General features: G+C 72.2%; 18 protein-coding genes. 11 read left to right on the forward strand and 7 right to left on the reverse strand.

Annotation, left to right across the window (positions count from 1 at the left end; translation table 11 throughout):
* The first annotated feature begins 12 nt into the window (after positions 1-12).
* The 3 genes from ABZT74_RS14810 (at position 13) to ABZT74_RS14820 (ending at position 3,358) form a co-directional block, all read left to right on the forward strand.
* Positions 13-798: an electron transfer flavoprotein subunit beta/FixA family protein gene (locus ABZT74_RS14810; protein ID WP_355883607.1), complete on the forward strand. Its 786-nt coding sequence runs from the start codon at positions 13-15 to the stop codon at positions 796-798.
* Positions 799-897: 99 nt separating this feature from the next.
* On the forward strand, positions 898-1,860 hold the full coding sequence (locus ABZT74_RS14815) for an electron transfer flavoprotein subunit alpha/FixB family protein (RefSeq protein WP_356435109.1): 963 nt from the start codon (positions 898-900) through the stop codon (positions 1,858-1,860).
* 193 nt (positions 1,861-2,053) lie between these two features.
* Positions 2,054-3,358 carry an aldolase/citrate lyase family protein gene (locus tag ABZT74_RS14820; protein ID WP_356435112.1) on the forward strand — a complete coding sequence of 435 codons (1,305 nt, stop codon included), beginning with the start codon at positions 2,054-2,056 and terminating at the stop codon, positions 3,356-3,358.
* A 228-nt stretch (positions 3,359-3,586) separates the two neighbouring features.
* Here the strand turns inward: ABZT74_RS14820 and ABZT74_RS14825 are convergent, their stop codons facing one another.
* Positions 3,587-4,669, reverse strand: coding sequence for a LacI family DNA-binding transcriptional regulator (locus ABZT74_RS14825; RefSeq protein ID WP_356435114.1), 1,083 nt, complete (start codon positions 4,667-4,669; stop codon positions 3,587-3,589).
* 243 nt (positions 4,670-4,912) lie between these two features.
* Here ABZT74_RS14825 and ABZT74_RS14830 point away from each other — a divergent pair, with 243 nt between their 5' ends.
* A complete protein-coding gene (locus ABZT74_RS14830) occupies positions 4,913-5,866 on the forward strand; it encodes an ROK family protein (protein ID WP_355883661.1) in 954 nt (317 codons plus the stop codon).
* A 72-nt stretch (positions 5,867-5,938) separates the two neighbouring features.
* Here ABZT74_RS14830 and ABZT74_RS14835 read toward each other — a convergent pair whose 3' ends face one another.
* Positions 5,939-8,029, reverse strand: coding sequence for an NPCBM/NEW2 domain-containing protein (locus ABZT74_RS14835; protein WP_356435117.1), 2,091 nt, complete (start codon positions 8,027-8,029; stop codon positions 5,939-5,941).
* Between the two features lie 208 nt (positions 8,030-8,237).
* Here ABZT74_RS14835 and ABZT74_RS14840 point away from each other — a divergent pair, with 208 nt between their 5' ends.
* Positions 8,238-8,435, forward strand: a complete 198-nt coding sequence (locus tag ABZT74_RS14840; protein WP_355883619.1) for a hypothetical protein — start codon at positions 8,238-8,240, stop codon at positions 8,433-8,435.
* A gap of 133 nt (positions 8,436-8,568) precedes the next feature.
* Positions 8,569-9,606, forward strand: coding sequence for an NUDIX hydrolase (locus ABZT74_RS14845; protein ID WP_356168197.1), 1,038 nt, complete (start codon positions 8,569-8,571; stop codon positions 9,604-9,606).
* A 217-nt stretch (positions 9,607-9,823) separates the two neighbouring features.
* Here ABZT74_RS14845 and ABZT74_RS14850 read toward each other — a convergent pair whose 3' ends face one another.
* The gene (locus ABZT74_RS14850; protein ID WP_356435119.1) at positions 9,824-11,179 is read right to left on the reverse strand and encodes a dipeptidase; all 1,356 of its coding nucleotides are present in this window, start codon (positions 11,177-11,179) and stop codon (positions 9,824-9,826) included.
* Between the two features lie 183 nt (positions 11,180-11,362).
* Between ABZT74_RS14850 and ABZT74_RS14855 the strand changes: the two genes are divergently transcribed.
* Positions 11,363-12,715 (forward strand): geranylgeranyl reductase family protein, encoded by a 1,353-nt coding sequence (locus ABZT74_RS14855; RefSeq protein ID WP_356168151.1) that lies wholly within the window; start codon positions 11,363-11,365, stop codon positions 12,713-12,715.
* A 15-nt stretch (positions 12,716-12,730) separates the two neighbouring features.
* Here the strand turns inward: ABZT74_RS14855 and ABZT74_RS14860 are convergent, their stop codons facing one another.
* Positions 12,731-13,180: a nitroreductase family deazaflavin-dependent oxidoreductase gene (locus ABZT74_RS14860; RefSeq protein ID WP_355883628.1), complete on the reverse strand. Its 450-nt coding sequence runs from the start codon at positions 13,178-13,180 to the stop codon at positions 12,731-12,733.
* A gap of 228 nt (positions 13,181-13,408) precedes the next feature.
* Here ABZT74_RS14860 and ABZT74_RS14865 point away from each other — a divergent pair, with 228 nt between their 5' ends.
* The 3 genes from ABZT74_RS14865 (at position 13,409) to ABZT74_RS14875 (ending at position 16,192) form a co-directional block, all read left to right on the forward strand.
* Entirely contained in the window at positions 13,409-14,119 is a 711-nt protein-coding gene (locus ABZT74_RS14865; protein WP_356435122.1) for a TetR/AcrR family transcriptional regulator, read from the forward strand.
* 175 nt (positions 14,120-14,294) lie between these two features.
* A complete protein-coding gene (locus ABZT74_RS14870; RefSeq protein WP_356435125.1) occupies positions 14,295-15,530 on the forward strand; it encodes a sensor histidine kinase in 1,236 nt (411 codons plus the stop codon).
* The gene (locus tag ABZT74_RS14875) at positions 15,527-16,192 is read left to right on the forward strand and encodes a response regulator transcription factor (protein WP_356168159.1); all 666 of its coding nucleotides are present in this window, start codon (positions 15,527-15,529) and stop codon (positions 16,190-16,192) included. The genes ABZT74_RS14870 and ABZT74_RS14875 overlap by 4 nt, the downstream gene beginning before the upstream one ends.
* On the opposite strand, the gene ABZT74_RS14880 is transcribed toward ABZT74_RS14875, so the two are convergent.
* Both ABZT74_RS14880 and ABZT74_RS14885 read right to left on the reverse strand, forming a co-directional pair.
* Positions 16,153-16,488: a DUF6332 family protein gene (locus tag ABZT74_RS14880; RefSeq protein WP_356435128.1), complete on the reverse strand. Its 336-nt coding sequence runs from the start codon at positions 16,486-16,488 to the stop codon at positions 16,153-16,155. The genes ABZT74_RS14875 and ABZT74_RS14880 overlap by 40 nt on opposite strands.
* Before the next feature lie 75 nt (positions 16,489-16,563).
* Positions 16,564-18,045, reverse strand: a complete 1,482-nt coding sequence (locus ABZT74_RS14885) for an MFS transporter (RefSeq protein ID WP_356435130.1) — start codon at positions 18,043-18,045, stop codon at positions 16,564-16,566.
* Positions 18,046-18,130: 85 nt separating this feature from the next.
* Between ABZT74_RS14885 and ABZT74_RS14890 the strand changes: the two genes are divergently transcribed.
* Positions 18,131-18,544, forward strand: coding sequence for a MarR family transcriptional regulator (locus ABZT74_RS14890; protein WP_356174834.1), 414 nt, complete (start codon positions 18,131-18,133; stop codon positions 18,542-18,544).
* Positions 18,545-18,655: 111 nt separating this feature from the next.
* Here the strand turns inward: ABZT74_RS14890 and ABZT74_RS14895 are convergent, their stop codons facing one another.
* Entirely contained in the window at positions 18,656-19,408 is a 753-nt protein-coding gene (locus tag ABZT74_RS14895; RefSeq protein ID WP_356435132.1) for a maleylpyruvate isomerase family mycothiol-dependent enzyme, read from the reverse strand.
* Positions 19,409-19,458: the final 50 nt, after the last annotated feature.

Raw genomic sequence — 19,458 nt, forward strand, 5'->3', positions numbered from 1 at the left:
AGGAGAGCCGGCGTGAGCTTGAGGATCGTTGTCACTGTGAAGTACGTGCCCGACGCCACTGGCGACCGGCACTTCGCCGATGACCTGACCGTCGACCGTGACGACGTGGACGGCCTGCTGTCCGAACTCGACGAGTACGCCGTCGAGCAGGCGCTGCAGATCGCCGATGACGCGGACGACGCCGAGATCACCGTGCTGACCGTCGGCCCCGAGGATGCCAAGGACGCCCTGCGCAAGGCGCTGTCCATGGGTGCCGACAAGGCCATCCACGTGGAGGACGACGACCTGCACGGCACCGACGCCGTCGGCACCTCGCTGGTGCTGGCCAAGGCCATCGAGAAGGCCGGCTACGACCTGGTCATCTCCGGCATGGCGTCCACCGACGGCACCATGGGTATCGTGCCGGCGCTGCTGGCCGAGCGTCTCGGTGTCCCGCAGGTCACGCTGCTGTCCGAGGTGTCGGTCGAGAACGGCGTGGTCAAGGGCCGCCGTGACGGCGACACCGCCTCCGAGTCGCTGGAGGCCTCCCTCCCCGCGGTCGTGTCGGTGACCGACCAGTCGGGCGAGGCGCGTTACCCGTCCTTCAAGGGCATCATGGCCGCGAAGAAGAAGCCGGTCGAGTCCTGGGACCTCGAGGACCTGGAGATCGAGGCGGGCGAGGTCGGTCTCGAAGGCGCCTGGACCAAGGTCGACACCGCCACCGCTCGTCCCGCGCGCACCGCGGGCACGATCGTCAAGGACGAGGGCGAGGGCGGCAAGCAGCTCGCCGAGTTCCTCGCGGGCCAGAAGTTCATCTAGTCGCCGTGGGTCCGGGGCGCGTCCCCGGACCGGCACAGCGGCCGAGGCCCACCCCGCTTACCGCCCCTCAGACTTCGCAATCCGCAGGAGAGCATCCCCATGGCTGAAGTTCTCGTCTATGTCGACCACGTGGACGGTGCCGTCCGCAAGCCCACCCTGGAACTGCTGACGCTGGCCCGCCGCATCGGCGAGCCCGTCGCCGTCGCCCTCGGCTCCGGTGCCGAGAACACCGCCGCCGCGCTCGCCGAGCACGGCGCGGTGAAGGTCCTCACGCACGACGCCGCCGAGTACGCCGACTACCTGGTCGTACCGAAGGTCGACGCGCTCCAGGCCGCCTGCGACGCCGTCTCCCCGGCTGCCGTTCTCGTGCCGTCCTCCGCCGAGGGCAAGGAGATCGCGGCCCGCCTCGCGGTCCGTATCGGTTCCGGCATCATCACCGACGCCGTCGACCTGGAGGCCGGTGCCGAGGGCCCGGTGGCCACGCAGTCCGCGTTCGCCGCCTCGTACACCACCAAGTCCCGCATCTCCAAGGGTGTCCCGGTCATCACGGTCAAGCCGAACTCGGCCGCGGTGGAGGCCGCCCCGGCCGCCGGTACCGTCGAGGCCCTCGCGGTCTCGTTCTCCGACAAGGCCACCGGCACCAAGGTCACCTCCCGCACCCCGCGCGAGTCGACCGGCCGTCCCGAGCTGACCGAGGCCGCGATCGTCGTCTCCGGCGGCCGTGGCGTCAACGGCGCGGACAACTTCTCGATCATCGAGGGCCTCGCCGACTCGCTCGGTGCCGCCGTGGGCGCCTCGCGCGCCGCGGTCGACGCCGGCTGGTACCCGCACACCAACCAGGTGGGCCAGACCGGCAAGTCCGTCTCGCCGCAGCTCTACATCGCCTCCGGCATCTCGGGCGCGATCCAGCACCGCGCGGGCATGCAGACGTCGAAGACGATCGTCGCGATCAACAAGGACGCCGAGGCGCCGATCTTCGACCTCGTCGACTACGGCGTGGTCGGCGACCTCTTCGAGGTCGTCCCGCAGCTCACCGAGGAGATCAAGTCCCGCAAGGGCTGATCGCTCCGTGCTCCACGAGGCCCCCGTGACCGCGCGCCGGTCCCGGGGGCCTCGGTGCATCCTGGGGAGGCCGGGCGCGCGGGCCGCGGCCGTGTCCCAGGATCCAAGAGGGTGTTGACCCGCGAGAAGCCCGCCGGATAACTTCGTTCTACGGATTGTTGATTCCGTAGTGCGGAAAACAGGAGGGTGTGGAATGGGTCAGGGCCAGCAGGAGAAGGTGGCGACGAGCCTCGCGGGAGCCGTCAGCGAGGAGATCAGCGCCTCCCTCGCCCCCGTCGACGCCGAACTGGAGCGCCGCTACCCCGGGGACCCCGGCACCCGCCAGCCCGTCCACACCGTGTACGTCCCCGGCGACGCCTTCGCCGCCGACACCCTGCGCACCTGGGGCGACCGCGCCCTCGCGGCCCTCGACGAACACGCCCCCGACGCCGCCTCCTTCGCCGCGGTCCTCGGCCTCTCCGACGACCTCGCCGGGCCCGTGTACGACCGCGTCCGCGCCAAGCTGGAGCGCGAGCCCGTCGAGGACCTGCGGGTCGACTTCGAGGACGGCTACGGCCCGCGCCCGGACGCCGAGGAGGACGCCGAGGCGGCCCGCGCCGCCCGGCTGATCGCCGACGCCTACGAGAACGGCACCGCCGCTCCGTACATGGGTATCCGCATGAAGTGCATGGAGGCGCCGGTACGCGACCGGGGCATCCGCACCCTCGACATCTTCCTGACCGGCCTGATGGAGGCCGGAGGCCTGCCCGAGGGCCTCGTCCTCACCCTGCCCAAGGTGACGTACCCGGAGCAGGTCACCGCCATGGTCCGGCTCCTGGAGCAGTTCGAGAAGGCCCGCGGCCTGGAGCCCGGCCGGATCGGCTTCGAGATCCAGATCGAGACCAGCCAGTCCATCCTCGCCACCGACGGCACCGCGACCGTCGCCCGGATGATCCAGGCCGCCGAGGGCCGCGCCACCGGCCTGCACTACGGCACCTTCGACTACAGCGCCTGCCTCGGCGTCTCCGCCGCCCACCAGGCGAGCGACCACCCGGCCGCCGACCACGCCAAGGCGATCATGCAGGTCGCCGCCGCGGGCACCGGCGTCCGCGTCTCCGACGGCTCCACCAACGTCCTGCCCGTCGGCACCACCGAGAAGGTGCACGACGCCTGGCGCCTGCACTACGGCCTCACCCGGCGCGCCCTGGCCCGCGCCTACTACCAGGGCTGGGACATGCACCCCGGCCACATCCCGACCCGCTACGCCGCCGTCTTCGCCTTCTACCGGGAGGGCTTCGAGCAGGCCGCCGGCCGCCTCGCCCGCTACGCCAACCACGCGGGCGGCGACGTCATGGACGAGCCCGCCACCGCCAAGGCCCTCAGCGGCTATCTGCTGCGCGGCCTCGACTGCGGCGCCCTCGACATCGCGGAGGTCGCCCGAGCGACCGGCCAGACCCGCGCCGACCTGGAGGCCTTCGCATCGCCGCGGCGGGGGGATCTGACGATCTCGGGGCAGTAGGCGGACGACGGGCAGGGGCCGGGTGGCTCCTGCCGACACGCTCCGGCTTCCCTGGGCGGCAGAGGGCGCTGAGCGCCTGACTTTGTACGGACTCGTTCGCGGGTACGCAGTGACCGTCGGCTCCGGTGAGCGGGAGCGGTCGCCCGACGCGAGCCTTGTCCGGACCCGTGGCGCGGTGCCTCCCCGAGGCGCCGCGCCTTCGGTGTGCCCGGCTCCACGCCGTCGTCCTCAGCGCACGGGCCGCAGTTCGCCCGAGCCGCGGGTGATGAGGCGGGTCGGGAGTTCGATCCGCTCCGGGGCGAGCAGTGTGCCGTCGAGCTGGCGGAAGAGGCGTTCGGCCGCGGTGCGGCCGAGGGCTGCGGCGTCCTGGGCGACGACCGTGACGCCCGGCTCCAGGAGGTCGGCCAGCTCGATGTCGTCGAAGCCGACGAGGGCCACGGGACGGCCGCGTTCGGCGATCACGCGCACGACGGTCACGGTGACACGGTTGTTGCCGGCGAAGACCGCGGTGACGGGGGAGGGGCCCGAGAGCATCTCTTCGGCCGCCTCGCGCACCCGCTGCGGATCGGTGACGCCCAGGGACATCCAGCCGTCCTCGACGACTATCCCGGCGTCCTCCATGGCGGCCCGGTAGCCCCGCAGACGCTCGGCCGCCGTGTGGATGCGCGGCATGTCGCCGATGAAGCCGATGCTGCGGTGTCCGTGCGCGATGAGGTGGGCGACGCCGTCCCGTGCGCCGCCGAAGCTGTCGGACAGGACGACATCGGCGTCGATCCTGCCGGCGGGGCGGTCCACGAAGACCGTGGCGACGCCCGCCTTTATCTCCTGCTCCAGGTACCGGTGGTCGTCGCCGGCCGGGATGACGACCAGGCCGTCCACGCGGCGCGCGCACAGGGCGAGGACCAGCTCCTGCTCGCGGTCCGGGTCCTCGGCGCTGGAACCGTTGATCAGCAGGGCGCCGTGCGCCCGGGCCACCTCCTCGACCGCGCGGCTCAGCGGTCCGTAGAAGGGGTCGGCGAGGTCCTCCAGGACGAGACCGATGCTCGCGGTGCTGCCCTTGCGGAGCACCCGGGCACTGTCGTTGCGCCGGAACCCCAGGGCGTCGATGGCCTCCTGGACGCGGCGCTCGGTGTCGGGGGTGACGCCGGGCTCGGCGTTCACCACGCGGGAGACCGTCTTCAGGCCGACTCCCGCACGCGCCGCCACGTCCTTCATGGTCGGACGATTGCCGTAGCGGTTCTCGGATCGGCGGGCGGTCTCGGCCACGATGTGCTGTCCTGTCCTGTCGTCCACGGGGATGCGTAGGTCCATGGGGTTGTATGAGGATGTGGCGTCGAGCATAGAGCCTGGACAACGTTGTCAGATGCGAGAGACACTGTCCACCGCAATCTCCGGCCTGCGTCTTCCCCAGGGCGCACGGTTCCCGTCGTCCGCGGACGCCTGCCGCTCGGCGAACGACGGGGCCTGATCCTGCTCGCTTTTCGGCCGGAGAAAGGCACCCGGACCCGCGGCGCGGCGGGTCCGTCACGACACCCCATGGGAGATCTGACTCTGATGCACACCGACCTCGTGGCCGCGCTCGACATCGGCGGCACCAAGATCGCCGGAGCGCTGGTGGACGGCCACGGCCGGATCCTGCTGCGCGCGCAGCGCGCGACGCCCGCGCAGGAGGACGGCGACACCGTGATGCGGGCCGTCGAGGACGTGATCGGCGAGCTGTCCGACTCCCCGCTGTGGAGCAGGGCCGGTGCCCTCGGTATCGGCAGCGCGGGCCCCGTCGACGCCTCGGCGGGCACGGTGAGCCCCGTGAACGTGCCCGGCTGGCGCGGCTACCCGCTGGTCGAGCGGGCCGCCAAGGCCGCCGGAGGACTGCCCGTGGAGCTGATCGGCGACGGCGTCGCCATCACCGCGGCGGAGCACTGGCAGGGCGCTGCCCGCGGTCACGACAACGCGCTGTGCATGGTGGTGTCCACCGGCGTGGGCGGCGGCCTCGTACTGAACGGCCAACTGCACCCCGGCCCCACCGGCAACGCGGGTCACATCGGGCACATCAGCGTCGACCTGGACGGCGATCTCTGCCCGTGCGGCTCCCGCGGCTGCGTCGAGCGCATCGCGAGCGGCCCCAACATCGCCCGCCGCGCGATGGAGGGCGGCTGGCAGCCCGGCCCCGACGGTGACACCTCGGCCGCCGCGGTGGCCGAGGCGGCCCGGGCGGGCGACCCGGTGGCCGTGGCCTCCTTCGAGCGGGCCGCGCAGGCGCTCGCCGCGGGCATCGCGGCGACCGCGACCCTCGTGGAGATCGACATCGCGGTGATCGGCGGCGGCGTCGGCAAGGCCGGCGACGTGCTCTTCACCCCGCTGCGCAAGGCGCTGGCCGACTACGCGACGCTCTCCTTCGTCCAGCGGCTGACCGTGGCGCCCGCCCTGATGGGCACGGACGCCGGTCTGGTCGGCGCCGCCTCGGCCGCGCTCACCCGGAAGGCGAGCACGGCCGCGGCCCGCGTCTGACCGTCGTGGTCCCGTCGCCGGGACCACGACGCCCTTCTCATACGGGAGTTGGGCCCGGCAGGGCGACGGGTCTCAGCAACTGAGCTTCGCGTCGGCCCAGTCCGCGTGGTCCGAGTCGATGCCGTCGCCGCCGTCCGTGACGACCAGCCGGACCACCTGGGCGCCGGTCACGTCGGCGGTGAGGGGCTGTGCGGGCATCGCGTTGGTGAGCACGCCGGTGGAGGCCACCTTCGTCCCGTCGGCCCAGATCTCGAAGGCGACCGTGCCCTTGGTGCCCTTCTCGTCGTCGAGGCCGACGTCGGCGGTGACCCGCTCGCAGGCCGTGCCGGTGTAGTACTCGACCGTGCTCGCGGCGTGCACGCCCAGCCCGTGGGCGTAGGTCACGCCGCCGACGGTGAGGGGTCCTCCGTCCCCCGAGCCGTCCTCGCCGTTGCTCGTATCGCGTTCGACCGGCCCCCAGCCGTTGGACGTCGAGAGCCAGGGCAGGTCCCCGAGTCCGGACGTGCCAGACGGCGGAGCCACCACCACGGAGGCGCGCAACGGCAGTTCGGCGTCGGTGGCGACTCCGGCCGGTGAGCGGTAGACCGCCTTCAGCGTGAGGTCGTACGAACCGGCCGCCGTCCCCGTGGGTACGGTGACCCGCCACTTCGTGCGCAGGGAGCGCCCCGTGGCGAGCGAGGCCGCGGTCGTCGGTCCCGTCGCGGCGACCGTCCAGCCGGCCGGGCCGCGCAGGGTCACCGCCACCCGGGTCGCGGACGTGCGCCCGAGGTCGGTCACCGAGGACGTCAGCGTGGCCGTCGTGCCCGCCTCGACCAACGGGCTCCCCTCCAGGGCCGGTTCGACGGCGGGCGGGTTCGTGGCCCATGCGGGGTCCGCTGAGACCCGGACGAGGACGGTGCCGTGCGCCGGGACGGTGGCCGCGATCGTGCCCGCCGTGTTGGAGCTCCGGTGCCGCCACAGGTCGCGCAGTGTGTAGGCGTAGGCGTCGGGCAGCCCGACGGCGGCCGCGGTCGTCGCGATGCGCCGCGCCGTGCCCGACTCGTTGAACAGCGCCACCGTACGGCTGCCGTCCCGCATCTCCTTGGCGACGACCCAGCGCCCGTCCGCCGAGGAGACGACCTCGCCCTGCTTGCCCAGCGGGTCCTGGTCGACCGCGACGACCTCCTTGTTGCCGAGGATGTCGAAGGTCGCGGCGGAGGCGGTGCGCAGGTCGGAACCGATGAGCAGCGGCGCCGCCATGACCGACCACAGGGAGAAGTGCGAGCGGTACTCCGTGTCCGTCATGCCGCCGTTGCCGACCTCCAGCATGTCCGGGTCGTTCCAGTGTCCCGGTCCGGCGTACGGGGCGAGCGGCAGGTTCTGTTTCAGGATCGAGAGCATCGAGCCCCAGCTGTCGCCGATGTCGCCGGTGGTCCGCCACAGGTGCCCGACGTCCGAGGCCCACTCCCAGGGCTTGTTCTCGCCCCATTCGCAGATGCTGTAGACGATCGGCCGGCCCGTGGCCCGCAGCGCGTCCCGCATGGTGGTGTACCGCGATCTCGCGTCCACACCCTGGTTGTTGCAGTTGTCGTACTTGAGATAGTCGACGCCCCAGTCCGCGAACTGCCGGGCGTCGCTGTACTCGTGGCCGAGGGCGCCGGGAAATCCGACGCTGTCGCAGGTCTTGGTGCCGGCGCTGGTGTAGATGCCCAGCTTGAGCCCCTTGGCGTGCACGTAGTCGGCGACCGCCTTGATCCCGCCCGGGAAGCGGACGGGGTCCGGCACGAGCTTGCCGTTCGCGTCCCGGGACGGCAGCGCCCAGCAGTCGTCCAGGTTGACGTACTGGTACCCGGCGTCCTTGAGCCCCTTCTCCACGAGGAGGTCGGCGATTCCCTCGACCATGTCCTCGTCGAACTCGGCCCGGCAGTGCGTGGAGTTCCAGTTGTTGAAGCCCATGGGCGGGGTGAGGGCGAGCCCGTCCGCGGATGTGGGGGAGGCGGTCCGCGCGCCGGGGGCCTCCGAGGTCGCGCCGCCCGGCGCGGCGAGCGCGGGAGTGGTCAGGGTGGCCGCGCACAACAGTCCTGCGGCCAGGGTTGCGGCCACTCCGGTGCGGCCCGGGTGAAGGGGGCGTGTGGTGCGGGCTCTGCGGGGTGTGGGGGTGGTGCGGGTGTGAAGGTGACGCATCGTTACGTTCCTCCGAACTCGCGACAGATGGAGTCTCTTCATGTCCGCGACAATGGTGCGCGTTTACGGTAGGACCTGTCGGACTCTGTTGGAAGGTGTGCGATCGCATCACCCGATGAGCCGAGAGGGCGCGCGGCTCGCCACCGGGGCGGGACGCGGAAGGTGATCCACCCGTGACCCCCTCCCCGCCTTCGGAGTTGAACCGGGCATGAAGAAGCGCAGCATGCTCGCCATCGCCTCCCTCGCCACCGGGTTCGTCGTCGCGGCGATCACCCCGTCGCACGCCCTGGACGCGGACGCCCTGAGCGACCTCAACGTCAACGACACGCTCAGCGCCGTCGACCACACCGTCGGCAGCGACAGCCTGGCGGTCGACGAAGGGGCCCTGGGCGGCCAGAACAGCTGAACCCACGGACCTCCGGCGCCGGTGACCCCAGGGCGGGGACACCGGCGCCACGCCGTGTGGGCCCCTCATCAGCGGCTGGTTTCCGTGGCAGGGTGGAGCGGGCAAGCCTCAGGGGGCCAACAGAAGAGGGGGAATCGTGATCGTCTGGATCAACGGTGCGTTCGGTGCGGGAAAGACCGCCACCGCACGGGAACTGATCGAGCTGATCCCGAACAGCACGCTCTTCGACCCCGAGGTCGTCGGGGGCGCACTCACGCACCTGCTCCCCGCCAAACACCTCGCCGAGGTCGGCGACTTCCAGGACCTGCCGATCTGGCGCCGGCTCGTGGTCGACACGGCCGCCGCGATGGTCGCCGAACTCGGGGGCGTCCTCGTCGTCCCCATGACCCTGCTCCGCCAGGAGTACCGGGACGAGATCTTCGGCGGCCTCGCCGCTCGCCGGATTCCCGTGCACCACGTGCTCCTCGCCCCGGCGGAAACGATCCTGCGCGAGCGAATAGCCGGGCGCGAGGTGCCCCCGGAGCCCGACGGAGAGACGCGGGTGCGCCAGTGGTCCTACGACCACATCGAGCCCTACCGGGCGGCGCTCGGCTGGCTCACCGCCGACGCCCACCCCGTGGACACCAGCGCGCTCACCCCGCACGACACCGCCGTCCGTATCGCCGACGCCGTACGCGCCGGGGACGCGCCCGTCTGCGACATCGTGCAGACCCCGGAACCCACCGCCGAGACGGTCGCCGCCGGGGTGCTCCTCTTCGACGAGCACGACCGTTTCCTGCTCGTCGATCCCACGTACAAGGCCGGCTGGGAGTTCCCCGGCGGGGTCGTCGAGGCCGGAGAGGCACCCGCCCGCGCGGGGATGCGCGAGGTCACCGAGGAGACCGGTCTCGTCCTGGACGAGGTGCCCACCCTCCTCGTCGTCGACTGGGAGTCACCCGCACCGCCCGGCTACGGCGGCCTGCGGCTCCTGTTCGACGGCGGCCGCCTCGACGAACAGGCCGCCCGGGGACTGCTGTTGCCCGGACCCGAACTGCGCGCGTGGCGCTTCGTCACCGAGCACGAGGCGGCCGACCTGCTCCCGCCCGTCCGCTACGAACGGCTCCGCTGGGCCCTGCGCGCCCGCGAGCGCGGCGCCGCGCTCTACTTGGAGGCCGGCGTGCCCCTCGGCTGACACCCCGGCAGGGGCCGCCACCAGCAGTCGCCCCCGGGCGACCCGGCAGCGGAGCAGCGAGCGGGGTCACCGTTCCCGTGTCGAGCGGCCGCGATCCGGCCGGGCACCGGGCAACGGCCGCTCGTTCGCGGCCGGTCGGTGTGCCGCGTGCCCACCGGTCGAGGACATGCGGAAGGCCCGCACCGTGCGGTGCGGGCCTCCGGTATCGGCGCGTGGGTCAGCTCGCCGCGTAGTTCTGGAGGAACAGGGCCTCGGAGACCGACAGGCGCTCCAGCTCCTCCGGGGAGACGCTCTCGTTCACCGCGTGGATCTGCGCCTCCGGCTCGCTCAGGCCGATGAGCAGGATCTCCGTCTCCGGGTACAGCGAGGCGAGGGTGTTGCACAGCGGGATCGAGCCGCCCATGCCCGACGCCTGCATCTCCTGACCCGGGTAGGCGACGGCCATGGCCTCGGCCATCGAGGCGTACGCCGGGCTGGAGGTGTCGGCGCGGAACGCCTGGCCCTGGCCGATCTGCTCGGTGCTGACGCGCGCGCCCCACGGCGTGTGCGTCTCGATGTGCGCCTGGAGCAGCTTCGTCGCCTCGCCGGCGTCCACGCCCGGCGGCACCCGCAGGCTGACCAGCGCTCGCGCACCGGCCTGCACGGACGGCGTCGCGCCCACGACCGGCGGGCAGTCGATCCCGAGGACGGTCACGGCCGGACGCGCCCAGACGCGGTCGGCGACGGTGCCGGAACCGATCAGCTCCACCCCGTCGAGCACCTTGGCGTCCTCACGGAACGCCTGGTCCGCGTACTGCAGGCCGTCCCAGACGGAGTCGCCGTCCAGACCGTCGACGGTCGTCGAGCCGTCCTGGTCGCGCAGCGAGTCCAGTACGCGGATCAGCGCGGCCAGCGCGTCGGGCGCCGCACCGCCGAACTGCCCCGAGTGCAGGTTCCCTTCCAGGGTGTCCACCTGCACCCGTACGAGGGTCATGCCGCGCAGGGTCGCGGTGACCGTCGGGAGACCCGTCCGGAAGTTGCCCGCGTCGCCGATGACGATGCTGTCGGCGGTGAGCAGCTCCGGGTGCTCCTCGGCGTACCGCTCCAGACCGCCGGTTCCCTGCTCCTCGGAACCCTCGACGATCACCTTGACGTGCACCGGGACGCCGCCGTTCGCCTTCAGCGCGCGCAGCGCCAGCAGGTGCATGATGACCCCGCCCTTGCAGTCGGCGCTGCCCCGCCCGTACCAGCGGCCGTCGCGCTCCACCAGGTCGAACGGAGGGGTCGCCCACGCCGCCTCGTCCAGCGGCGGCTGCACGTCGTAGTGGGCGTACAGCAGAACCGTTTTGGCGCCCTCGGGGCCCGGCAGGTAGCCGTACACGGACTGGGTGCCGTCCGGGGTGTCCAGCAGGGCCACGTCCTCGAAGTCCTCGGAACGCAGCGCGTCGGCGATCCAGTTCGCCGCGCCCTCGCTCTCGCTCCTCGGATACTGGTCGAAGTCCGCCACCGACTTGAAGGCCACCAGCTCGGTGAGCTCCGCCTTCGCCCGGGGCATGAGCGAGGCGACGGTCTCGGCGACCGGATTCGACGACATGGGCACGCTCCTCGTAGGTGCGACGTTGTACTTCTGTGTACAAGTGATCGGTGATGCGTGCACACGTCCCGGGGTACGGGACGGGTGCGCAGCCGATCCTCCCACAGTGGCCTGCGGCGATGCCCGCCGTAGGATGCGGGGGACAGGTGCGGCAGACGGCTGGACTGGGAGCAGTAGACCAACGTGAGCAGCGAGAACTCTTCGGCGGACGACGTGCGGCGTGCGGCGGACGACGGGCAGCAGGTGTGGGACGTCGTAGTCGTCGGCGCGGGGCCCGCGGGCGCCTCGGCCGCCTACGCGGCAGCGGTCGCGGGACGCAGCGTGCTGCTCCTGGAGAAGGCCGAACTGCCCCGCTACAAAACATGCGGCGGCGGCATCATCGGCCCCTCCCGGGACGCCCTGCCGCCCGGCTTCGAACTGCCGTTCAAGGACCGCGTGCACGCGGTGACCTTCTCGATGGACGGCAGGTTCGCCCGCACCCGGCGATCCCGCCAGATGCTGTTCGGGCTGATCAACCGGCCCGAATTCGACCAGCAGCTCGTCGAGTACGCCCAGAAGGCGGGTGCCGAACTGCGCACCGGCGCCACGGTGTCCCGCGTCGAGCAGCACGGCTCGGCCGTACCGGACCGGCGCACCGTCGCCGTGGTCCTGCAGGGCGGCGAGACCGTCCTGGCGCGCGCGGTGGTCGGCGCCGACGGAAGCGCCAGCCGCATAGGGGCACACGTAGGAGTGAAGCTCGACCAGGTCGATCTCGGCCTGGAGGCCGAGATCCCGGTGCCGGAGACGGTCGCCGAGGACTGGCGGGGCCGTGTCCTGATCGACTGGGGCCCCATGCCCGGAAGCTACGGATGGGTCTTCCCCAAGGGGGACACGCTCACGGTCGGCGTCATCTCCGCCCGTGGTGAAGGCGCCGCCACCAAGCGGTACTTGGAGGACTTCATCGCCCGGCTCGGCCTCGCGGGCTTCGAACCGGCCATCTCCTCGGGTCACTTGACGCGCTGCCGCGCCGACGACTCGCCGCTGTCGCGCGGCCGGGTCCTCGTCTGCGGTGACGCTGCCGGACTGCTCGAACCGTGGACCCGCGAGGGCATCTCGTTCGCGCTGCGCTCCGGCCGGCTGGCGGGGGAGTGGGCGGTGCGGATCGCCGAGGCGCACGACGCCGTCGACGCCCGGCGCCAGGCACTGAACTACGCGTTCGCGATCAAGGCGGGTCTCGGCGTCGAGATGAGCGTCGGCAAGCGTCTGCTCGCCGCCTTCGAGCGCCGCCCCGGCCTGTTCCACGCGGGGCTCACCGGGATCCGCCCCGTGTGGAAGGCCTTCACGGGGATCACCCGCGGGTCCACGACGCTGGGCGAGATCGTGCGGTCGCGCCCGATGGTCGGGCGCGCCCTGACCGCTCTCGACCGTGCACCGCAGGGCGTGGAGGCCCAGGACGCGGATGCCGCGGACGCCGAGGTCAAGAACGCCGAACCGCAGGGTGCGGAGTCCAAGGGCCCGGAGTCCGGGGGCCCGGAGTCCAAGGGCGCTGAGGGCTAGGCGCGTCGGCCGGCGTCAGCTCCCGACCGCGATCCGGAAGACGGGGTGGTCGGGGGCGATGCGGCGCAGCTCCTCGTCGGACGAGTCCGGGCCGACACCGCCGAAGAACACACCGACCTCGGCCTTCCAGCGCTTGAGGTAGGCGCGCAGCAGCGGAACCTTGTCGTCGTCGGCGACCTCGACGGCGGTGAAGGCCTCCGCCTTCTTGCCCAGGCGCAGCTCGCCACCGCCTGCCGCCCGCATGTTGTGCGTCCACTGGACGTGACCGCGGGGGGCCACCAGATACTGCTGCCCGTCGACCGTGAGCAGGTTGACCGGCGTCGTGCGCCACTCGCCGCTCTTGCGGCCGCGGACGGCCAGCACCCGGGAACCCCAGACGCTGAGGCCCCGCCTGGTCGTCCAGGCCACGGCGCGGTTGAGGACGTTGACGGTGAACCAGCCCGGCTTCTGGACATGTGTCGACACGGTGACCCCTTGAGATCCGTGGTGGGAGCGCCGCTCTCTTTTGTGAGCACTGCTCTCGCTTGAGGTAAGTCTGCCGGACGTGGGTGATCGAAAGCAAGAGCACCGCTCTCGTTTTTGTTCACCGCTCTCGTTTCGGAGCGCCTGTCCTCGTATGGAGCGGTGATCCCGTCATGGAGCGCTGCTCTCGTTTGTGTGCACTGCTCTCCGAACCGTGGGAGACTGCCCCCCATGAGTACCGCACGAGGGGCACGCGCCCGCGCCAGGATCGAGGTCACCGCCGCCATCAAGGACGAGGCGCGCAGACAGCTCGCCGCGGACGGCGCCGCAAAGCTGTCGCTGCGAGCCGTGGCCCGTGAACTCGGCATGGTCTCCTCGGCCCTCTACCGCTACTTCCCCAGCCGTGACGATCTGCTGACGGCCCTCATCATCGACGCCTACGACTCCCTCGGCGAGACCGCAGAGTCAGCGCACGCCGCCGTGGGCGACGCCGGACCCCGTGACCGCTGGATCGCCGTGTGCCTGGCGGCCCGGCGCTGGGCGCTGGAGCATCCGCACGAGTACGCGCTCATCTACGGCTCGCCCGTCCCCGGCTATGTCGCTCCGCAGGAGACCGTGCCGGCCGCTTCCCGGGTCGGTCTGCTCCTGATCGGCGTGGTGCGGGACGCCTACCGCGGCAAGGGCGTGGCCCGGACCAAGCTGTCGGCGGACCTGACGGCCGAGGCGCGGCGGATGTCGGCGGAACTCGCGCCCGACCTGCCGCCCGATGTGATCGTGCCGCTGGTGGCCGCGTGGGCGCAGCTCTACGGGCTGATCGGCTTCGAGCTGTTCGGCCAGTTCAACCGGGTGGTGGAGGACCGCGAGCCGTTCTTCCGGCAGGCGGTGGGCCGGCTCGCGCACGAGGTGGGGCTCGTCCACCCGGAGCCGGGCACCGCCACCTGAAGCGTCCGGGACGGGAGATCCGGCCCCGGCCCTATCCGGTGCCGGCCAGGGGTCCGTCGTGTCCCCGCCCCGCCGTGCTCCCGCTCGGGCCTCGTGCCGTACTCCCGGGGGAGTACGGGTGATCACCTCGCCCGGCGGACGCCGCCCGTGTGTCCGGCCGTCTAGCGTGACGGTCATGGAAGAGCAGCGCACGCCCGTGGCCCCCACGGGGGGCGGTCCGCCGCGGCGGCGGCACGGGCCGCCCGGCTGGGACCGCTGGAACGACGAGGAGCGCGGGGCGCGGTGGCCGTGGCGTTCCACGCTGCTGCTGACCGCGTTCGTGCTGCTCGGTTCGACCTTCGCCGCCCACGCCCAGCACGGCGACCGGGTCGGCCTCGACGTCTTCGCGCGGGTGCTGCTGGTGGCGGGCTCCGGTCTGCTGCTCTGGCGGCAGCGGTACCCGGTGGCGGTCGCGTTCGGCACGGCGGCGGTCGCCCTGGTCTACGTCGCCGCGGGCTACCCGTACGGGCCGGTGTTCCTCCCGGTCGCCGTGGGCTGTTTCAGCGCGGTCGTCGCGGGTCACCGGCGGGCGGCCTGGACGGCCATCGGGCTGCTCTGGGCCGGGCATCTGCTGGTGTCCCACTGGCTGTACCGCTGGTTGCCGCCGACGGGGGACGGGCCGCCGTCCTGGACGCAGGAGGTCGGCGTCGCGACCTGGGTGGTGGCGGTCGTCGCGCTGTCGGAACTCGTCCGGGTGCGCCGTGAACAGTGGGCCCGTGAACGGGCCGAGCGGGCACAGGCGGCCCGGCGCCGCGCCGACGAGGAGCGGCTGCGGATCGCCCGGGAACTGCACGACGTACTCGCGCACAGCATCTCGGTGATCAACGTCCAGGCGGGCGTGGGTCTCGCCCTCCTCGACTCGGACCCCGAGCAGGCGCGGACCGCGCTCACCACCATCAAGGCGGCCAGCAAGGAGGCACTGGGCGAGGTCCGCCAGGTGCTCGACACGCTGCGCGCGCCGGGCGAGGCGCCGCGCACTCCGGCACCCGGACTCGACCGGCTGCCCGAGCTGGTCGAACAGGCGGCGCGCGCCGGCCTCACGGTCGATGTCCAGGGGGAGGTTCCCCCGGCGGCGGCCGGTACGGACCTGGCCGCGTTCCGCATCGTCCAGGAGGCCCTCACCAACGTCGTACGGCACTCGGGGTCGCGGCACGCGCGCGTGCGGCTCGATCACGCGCAGGGCGTGCTGAGGCTGCTGATCGACGACGACGGACCGGCCACCGGCGTGGACGCGGGCGGCACCGGCAACGGACTCGCCGGGATGCGGGAGCGGGCGGCGGCCCTGGGTGGCACGATCGAGGCGGGACCGCGCGACGACGGAGGTTTCCGCGTGCTGGCGGTGCTGCCGTGGAAGGCCAAGGAGGAACGGTGATCCGCGTACTGCTCGCCGATGACCAGTCGTTGGTCCGGGCCGGGTTCAAGGCCCTGCTCGACGCGCAGCCGGACATCGAGGTGACCGGAGAGGCCGCCGACGGCGAGGAGGCGTTGCGCGCCGTGCGTGAACTGCGCCCGGACGTCGTCCTGATGGATATCAGGATGCCCGTTCTGGACGGTCTCGCCGCGACCCGTCACATCACCGGCGACGCCGCTCTGCGCGACGTGAAGGTGGTCATGCTCACCACCTTCGAACTCGACGAGTACGTCTTCGAGGCGATCCGTTCCGGCGCCTCCGGCTTCCTCGTCAAGGACACCGAGCCCGAGGAACTCCTGCGTGCCGTACGGGCGGTGGTCGGCGGAGACGCCCTGCTCTCGCCCGGGGTGACGCGGCGGCTGATCGCCGAGTTCGCGGCCCGCTCGAAGGAACCCGGACCGGCCGGCTCGCTCGCCGAACTCACCGACCGGGAGAGGGAGGTGATGGCGCTCGTGGGCATCGGGCTCTCGAACGACGAGATCGCCCGCCGTCTGGTCGTCAGCCCTCTCACGGCCAAGACCCACGTCAGTCGCACGATGGTGAAGCTGGGCGCCCGTGACCGTGCCCAACTGGTCGTCCTCGCCTACGAGTCGGGCCTGGTGCGCCCGGGCTGGCTGGGCTGAGCGGGCGCGTCCCCGCCGCGGAAACGGAACAGCACCGTGGCCACCCGGAGGGTGAAGACGGCGGCGGCCAGACCGCCGCCCGACGTGACGAGCGCGCGTACGGTGCCTCGCGACAGGTCCAGGAAGAGGGCGGGGCCGGCGACGACTCCGAAGGCGACGGCGGCGACGAACGCCGCGCTGGCCAGGGCGTACCCGATCTCGACGGTGACGGCGTCCCGGTCGGCCTGGGTGCGCCGCCCTCCCGCGGCGCCCGCGGTGCCGCGGCGATCGTCCATGGGGTCCCCGTCGTTGCTCATCCCCCGAGTCAACCGTGCGGTGCCCGGCGGAGCAAGTCTCCGCCGGGCACCGCCCGGTTGACGTTCGGTCAGGTCCTAGTCGCGGACGGGCACGCGTTCCTGCTCCGCCGTGCTCGGCGCGGACCGGGCGACGACGACGGACTCGTGCGGTCGCCGGGTGCGCAGGCCCGGGAGGGTGATCAGCAGTCCCGCGAGAGCGATGCCGGTCACCACCATGAGGCCGGGACGATAGCTGTCCAGGACCGCCTGGGGTGACGATCCCTCCGAGGAGTTCGCGGTGACGGCCGCGGTCACCACGGCGAGGAAGATCGCGCCGCCGACCTGGACGGAGGTGTTCAGCAGACCGGAGACCATGCCCTGCTCGTGGTCGTCGACACCGTTGGTCGCCTGGATGTTGAGGGACGGGAAGACCAGCGCGCAGGCGGCGCCGATCAGCAGCATGGTCGGCAGGATGACCTCCGCGTAGACCGGGTGGAGGTCGACGCGGAGGAACAGCGCGTAGCCCGCGACCATCAGGGCGAAGCCCGTCGCGATGAGCCGGGGAGTTCCGAACCGGTCGACGACGGCACCCACCTTGGTGGAGGACAGCGCCACCAGAGCGCCGGCCGGCAGGAACGCCAGCGCGGTGTGCAGCGCCGACCAGCCCAGCAGCGACTGCATGTACAAGGTCACCAGGAACTGGAACCCGACGTACGAGCCGAAGAACGCCATCGCCCCCAGCTGGGCCCGGACCTGGCTGCCGGACCGCAGCACGCCCAGCCTGATCAGCGGGCTCGGGCTGCGCCGCTCTATCCCGACGAAGGCGGTGAGCAGGACGGCGACGGCGGCGAAGGAGAGCAGGGTGCGGGCCGATCCCCAGCCGGCCTCGGGTGCCTGGACGACGGTGAAGACGAGCAGCAGCATGGAGGCCGTCCCGACGACGGCGCCCGGGATGTCGTAGCCGCCGTGGTTCTTCTCGCGGTCGCTGCGCGGGATGAGCTTCAGGCCCACGAACAGCGCGACGAGGGCGATCGGCGCGGGAAGCAGCATGGTCAGCCGCCAGCTCGCCTCGGTGAGCAGGCCGGACAGGACGAGGCCCATGGAGAATCCGGTGGCCGCGCAGGTGGTGTAGATGGAGAGCGCGCGGTTGCGCAGCGGGCCCTCGGCGAAGGTCGTGGTGATGATCGACAGCCCGGCGGGCGCCGTGAACGCGGCGCTGAGGCCCTTGATGAAGCGGCTGGCGATGAGCAGCGGTCCCGAGTCGACGAGCCCGCCGAGCACCGATGCCAGCGCGAAGACGGCGAGGGCCACCAGGAAGACCTGGCGGCGGCCGAGCAGGTCGGCGGCGCGTCCGCCGAGGAGGAGCAGTCCGCCGTATCCCAGGATGTAGCCGCTGACGATCCACTGGAGCGTCGAGGTGGAGAGGTCGAGTTCCGAACCGATGGACGGCAGGGCGACGCCGACCATCGACACGTCGAGGGCGTCCAGGAACATCGCGGCGCAGAGCACGAGCAGGGTTCCCCACAGCCGGGGGGTCCAGCGGTCCTGGGGGGAGGGACGGGTGAGCGGAGAGGTCATGGGCCAGAGATTACATGCGCATGCATTCAATGCAAATGCATTTAATGACGATGCAACAAAGTGGATCGTTTGCTACGGTGCGGCCATGGCGGGGACGAATGCCGAGCAAGGGCTCGTGGACCAGTGGCGCGACATCCTCGCGGTGCATGCCCGCACGGTGTGCGAACTCGACCGCGAACTGCACCGGCACGGCCTGGGTGCCAGCGACTTCGAGGTGCTCGACGTACTGGCCGGGTGCGCCGCGGCGGACGGCGGTTCCTCCTACCGCGTCCAGGAGATCTCCGAGCGGGTCCACCTGAGCCAGAGCGCGCTGTCGCGCCTGATCGGACGTCTGGAGAAGGACGGCCTGGTGACGCGGGGGATGTGTGCGGAGGACCGGCGGGGCGTCCGGGTCTGCCTGACCGCCCGAGGACGCCGACTCCACGGCGAGGTGCTGCCGTTGCAGCGCGCCGTCCTCACCCGCATGCTGGCGGCCGGCCCGGCGGGTCCCTGCGACTGACCCGCGGATCCGCTGACCCGTCCGCCCCTGATGCCGTGTCGGTGCCGCTCGCCCGGAGCCGGCCTGCCGGACCGGAGCCGTCGCCGGATGCCCTGTCCCGTACCGGCGCCGTCAGCTCCAGGTGATCCCGGACTTCTCCCGCCAGAGGGCCGCGAGTGAGGCGTCACCGGTCACGCTCGGGAACGGCGCGCGGTTCCACAGCGCGAGGTAGAGGAGGGCGGCCGGTCCCGCCAGTTCGCAGTCGGCGGGCGGTGCGTCCGCCGTGGACGCGGCACGGTCGCTGACCGGTGCCTGATCCGACAGCCGTACGGTCCACACGGCCGTCGGCACATCGGTCGCCGTCACCCGCAGCACCCGCGGTTCCTCGCTGCGCACCCTGCTCTTCGGGCGCCCGTGGAAGCCGCGCAACAACTCGTCGATGCCGTCCACCGCGAACTCCGGTGCGACCGGATCCGGTTCACCTTCGCGTGCCGACGCGGCGTCGATCCGGTGCACGGTCGTCTCGTGCGCCTGACGGCGGGCCCAGAAGGCGAGCCCGGAGGGTGCGGGGAGGAAGCTCCAGCACTCCAGGTCCGGCGAGGCGTCGGCGAGCGTCTTCACGAGCCGGCCGTGCCCCTCGCGGAACCAGGCCAGGAGATCGTCGCCGTCCAGGTCGGGGAGGCCACCGTCGGGGTGGTACGAGGTGTGGCCCTCGGCGACGAACGCGGTGGCCCAGCGGTGGACCATGCCGGTGTGCCGCACCAGATCCCTGATCTGCCACTCGGGGCAGGTCGCGACCTTGGCGTCGACGCCCGCCGCCTCGGCGGCGGCGAGCAGCAACCGGCCCTCCCGGTCCAGGGTTTCCACATGCTCCGCAGTCTTCATGCGGCGAGTGTGCCCGATGGACGGTGGTCCAGGGAGTGCGCGGTGGCATG

Origin of the sequence: Streptomyces sp. NPDC005302 (assembly GCF_040607345.1) — a bacterium.
Classification (GTDB): Bacteria; Actinomycetota; Actinomycetes; order Streptomycetales; family Streptomycetaceae; genus Streptomyces.